3 protein-coding genes and 2 pseudogenes are annotated in these 3,766 nt (G+C 68.0%); 1 reads left to right on the forward strand and 4 read right to left on the reverse strand.

The window, feature by feature from the left end; genetic code table 11:
* Together ACY45C_RS06385 and ACY45C_RS06390 are read right to left on the reverse strand one after the other, a co-directional pair.
* Positions 1-259, reverse strand: a pseudogene (locus ACY45C_RS06385) (hypothetical protein); the annotation flags it as partial.
* A gap of 369 nt (positions 260-628) precedes the next feature.
* Complete coding sequence (locus ACY45C_RS06390; protein WP_462186727.1) at positions 629-1,879, reverse strand: ATP-binding protein; 1,251 nt, start codon at positions 1,877-1,879, stop codon at positions 629-631.
* 92 nt (positions 1,880-1,971) lie between these two features.
* Here ACY45C_RS06390 and ACY45C_RS06395 point away from each other — a divergent pair.
* Positions 1,972-2,166, forward strand: a pseudogene (locus ACY45C_RS06395) (IS5/IS1182 family transposase); the annotation flags it as partial.
* 49 nt (positions 2,167-2,215) lie between these two features.
* Here the strand turns inward: ACY45C_RS06395 and ACY45C_RS06400 are convergent.
* On the reverse strand, positions 2,216-3,103 hold the full coding sequence (locus tag ACY45C_RS06400; RefSeq protein WP_462186720.1) for a hypothetical protein: 888 nt from the start codon (positions 3,101-3,103) through the stop codon (positions 2,216-2,218).
* Between the two features lie 252 nt (positions 3,104-3,355).
* A partial coding sequence (locus ACY45C_RS06405; protein ID WP_462186721.1) for a hypothetical protein occupies positions 3,356-3,766 on the reverse strand: 411 nt, incomplete at its 5' end.

Raw genomic sequence — 3,766 nt, forward strand, 5'->3', positions numbered from 1 at the left:
CCAGCGCCGGCAGCACCCCGCCGGAGGTGCCCAACGCGACCACGATCGCCCCCACCGTGACCGGGTCGGCCACCTCCGCGCCCTCCGGGACGCTCCCACCCGCCGCCAGCCCGACCGACTCGACGTCCAGCTCGCCGATCTCCGCGCGCAACCGCCGCGTCAGCCGATCACCCGCCTCGACGTCCAACTCTGGGTCCGGCGCCACGACCACCAGCACGCTCACCGCGCCGGCCGTGACACCCCGCTCACCGACGCTCATCTCGCCCCCGCTTCCCGTCGCATAGCCGCCGAGATCGTAGCGGATCAGGGGTACCCGCCACCATTCCCCAGCCCGGCGCGACGGACAGCGGCGGCCAAAGCCTCGCAAATGTAAAGCGGAATTGAACACGTGTTCCGAACCTCCGGTAGGTGCGGAGGCTCCGACCGGGCCGGTGACCTCTGCAAGCCGTGGTCTTGGACGGCTGGACGATGGAAACCGTGTGAATCGAGAGGTTCCCACACGGTTCTGCGATGGCCGGGAGGTGAGACTCCTCCCGGCTACTTGCTGGTTCTTTGGTGGCATAGCATGATGGAAGTAACGCACCGCAACAACGAACAACCGACAGCCAGTGAATCTCTGGTGGTGCTCTCAGCTCGAGGACCAGAGGCTGGCCACGGGGACAGCGATGACGCGCTCCGCGAGCTGGAAGATCCGTGGGCCTGTGTGTACGAAGAGCCCGAGTGTGAACCGCGCACCGATCTCCGCCTGAAGCCATTCAAGGTGTCGTGCGTCGGCACGCGAAGGGGCTGCGGACGCTTTGACTTCAACGGCGACGATCTGGCTGTCTCGGGCTTCGAGGAGCAGGTCGATCTCACGGCGGCCGTTGGCGTCGCGCAGGTGGTACATGTCGGCGCCGACTACGCTCAGCGCGCACTCGGCGCGGAACTGTGCGGCGACGAGGGTGTCGATGATGCGTCCGAGTAGGTCGCCGTCGCGGAGCGCGCGGCGGTGGTCGATACGGAGCAACGGGGCAAGGAGGCCGGGGTCGGTGAGGTACCGCTTGGGCAGCCGGACCGCGCGACTCGTGCGGTTGCGCGCCCAGGCGGGGACCCGCTGGGTGATCATGAGGGTGTCGAGGAGGTCGTCGTAGGCTACGGCGGCGTCGCGTCCGATGCCCGCCGAGTCGTAGAGCAGCTTGTGGGTCGGCGAGCCGGCGGTGTTGGCGGCGATCGCCTGGAGATATCTGCGAAGTCGCAGGGGGTCTCGTACGACGCCGAGGGCCGGGGCTTCCCGGGTCGCGAGGTGGTCGACGTAGCCGGTCAGCCAGCGGTCGCGCGCTCGGTCGGCCTCGGTTCGCAGCGCCTCCGGCCAGCCGCTGCTGAGTGCCTCGGTCAGGTAGGTGTGCAGGTCCCAGCCGGTAGGCGGATCCGCGAACGCGTCCGCGTCGGCGTCGAGGATCCGGTCGATGAGCGAGGGTGCGGTCGGGTCGCCGTGGCGTTCCCGACCGACGAGGGGATACATCGTCAGCCGGACGATTCGGCCGGTAGCAGGCCAGCCCGAGGCGGTGAGGTCGGCCTGCGACGATCCGGTGAGCACGAACCTCCCTGGGCGCGGATCGTCATCGACGGCCCGCTTCACCGCGCCGAGCACCTCGGGCACGACCTGCCACTCGTCGATCAGGACAGGCTCCTCGAGCCCGCGCAGCGCCGCGTCGGCGTCGGCCCTGACGACCGCGGCCTGCGCCGGGACGTCCAGCCGCAGGATCGACTGGCAGACACGCCGGGTCGTGGTTGTCTTGCCGCACGCCCGGGGGCCGACGACGAGGACGGCTGGGTGGGAGGCGAGGACATCCTGCAGCTCCACGTCGAGCAGGCGAGGAACGTAGGCGCGCACCAACATCCGATCATGAAAATAATACATTCTTGACCATGGTAATTACACGTAGAACACCGGTAATCTAACACGCACTCGAACCGCGCTTCGACATCCCGCTGGTCGCCAGCATCCCCGCGGTCCGTTCCCCGCACGGCCCGCGGCGACGCCACCCGGGCAAGCTGCGTGCGGGCAAGGCCTACGACCAGCCGGACCTGCGCTGTTTCCTGCGCCGACGCCGTATCGCGGTTCGTATCGCCCGCCGCGGCGTGGAGAGCACCGAACGCCTCGGCCGGCACCGGTGGAAGGTGGAGACACCCCACGTAAGACACGCTCTTACTGTGGCTCACGGGGCCCACCACGTCATCCGTCGGGCGGTCGGCTTCGACCTTCCCGGCGGGGCGTCTCGGACGTCGTCGTGGCTGCTGGGAGGTCATCCCGCTCGGTGTCCCAGATGGCGGATAGCGTTGGTCGGCCGAAGCAGGGACGGAACCAGATGGTTATCTCGCTGTCCGCAGTCTCAGCGATCGTCCCGCGTGCTCCCGTGACCATGGGATTGCCGCATGCGGTCAGCAGTCCGGCGACGCTGAGGTGTATGGCGTCCCATTCGTGGGCGACGGCGCGCCAGTCGGGGCTGAGCGCCCAAGGCGTATGAATGCCCCAGGTCAGCCATTCGCCGGGCACGTTGGCGACGGTCGGATGGCGCTCGCATAGGCGCAACCAGTCGCTGGGGCCATGTAGCTCGTAAACGCGCGCGTGGGCGGTAACCGGCACACTCCAGCAACCGATCTGCGGTCCGTGCCGCGACGTGACGCCGACGTCGCAGAGCTGGGTGGCGGGGAGCCTGGGGCCCAGCCTGGTCGAGGTGCGGATGCCGGCGGGCAGGCGGAACCGGGGGGCCTCCCGGGGAGTGGCCCGGGCGGCGAGTTCGTCGAGATCGGGTGGGGTCGCGGGAGAGCCCAGCAGGATCTGGTCCTGGCGGCGTAGCGGCTCCCACCACCACCACGCCGCCGGCGCAGCCGACAGCCGCACGGCGACATCGGCGAGGACCGGAGCGTCGGCAAGCAGGAACTGCCGCACGGACTGCTGTAGGGGATACCACGCCCAGCCGGAGACGGCGCGCAGGGTGACGGCAGTGAGGCGTTCCACGTCCTGCAGCGCGTCGACGTAAGGTTCCAACACGGTCCGTGGCTGAGGGCTGTGCTCGCGCCGGCGGCTGGCCCACCCGGCGGCGTGGAGCGGGCCGATCATGTTCGTCCTCAGTGTTGAAAGGCATACAGGTGGTTCGGGACTTCCGGCGTACGCATCTCGGACGGCGCCCAGCCGCAGGCCGACGAGCTCCGCGAGCACACCGAGCGCCCGTGGCGCGCCCAGCAGTTACTGGGCGCGCCACGGGAGGCTGCGGCGCAGGGGCTCACTCATCATGCGGGGACAACCGAAGGGTGATAACCAAGATCGTACATGTGATAGACGGCCAGATATGAGGACTCGCCCGACTCGACGCTAGGCCGGTGGTACGGGACAATCCTCGATCAACTTGGTGTTGTCGACGTAACCCACTTTGGTCACTCCCCTGATCGTCACGGCGATCTCAGACTCGCCCTTATACCAGCCGTAGTCCCGGCACGGCCGGTGACAGGGCGCCTCGTAACTATACCTGTTCGGCCGCGAGTCGACACATGGTTCCCCAATCGGATCGAATTCGAAGTACGGAGGAAGCACCGAGTAGGAAAGCTGCGTCTTGATCGAGATGTTCTCGGCCACATACGGTGCGCCGTTTCCGCTGTTGAAATAGCAGGCGGCGGTGGCGTGGACGCTCGCATCACCGAAGCCACCCGAATAGTGTGGGTCCTGTTCCTGCAGGTCGCAGAAGGCTCCGGCCTCGTCGAAGATAAGCTGCGCATCTGGATCTGT

The organism is Frankia sp. CcWB2 (assembly GCF_977927585.1).

Excerpts from the sequence above, each read along its gene's own strand:
- ACY45C_RS06400 (WP_462186720.1), bottom strand. The coding sequence starts at position 3,103 with ATGATCGGCCCGCTCCACGCCGCCGGGTGGGCCAGCCGCCGGCGCGAG.
- ACY45C_RS06390 (WP_462186727.1), bottom strand. The coding sequence starts at position 1,879 with ATGTTGGTGCGCGCCTACGTTCCTCGCCTGCTCGACGTGGAGCTGCAG.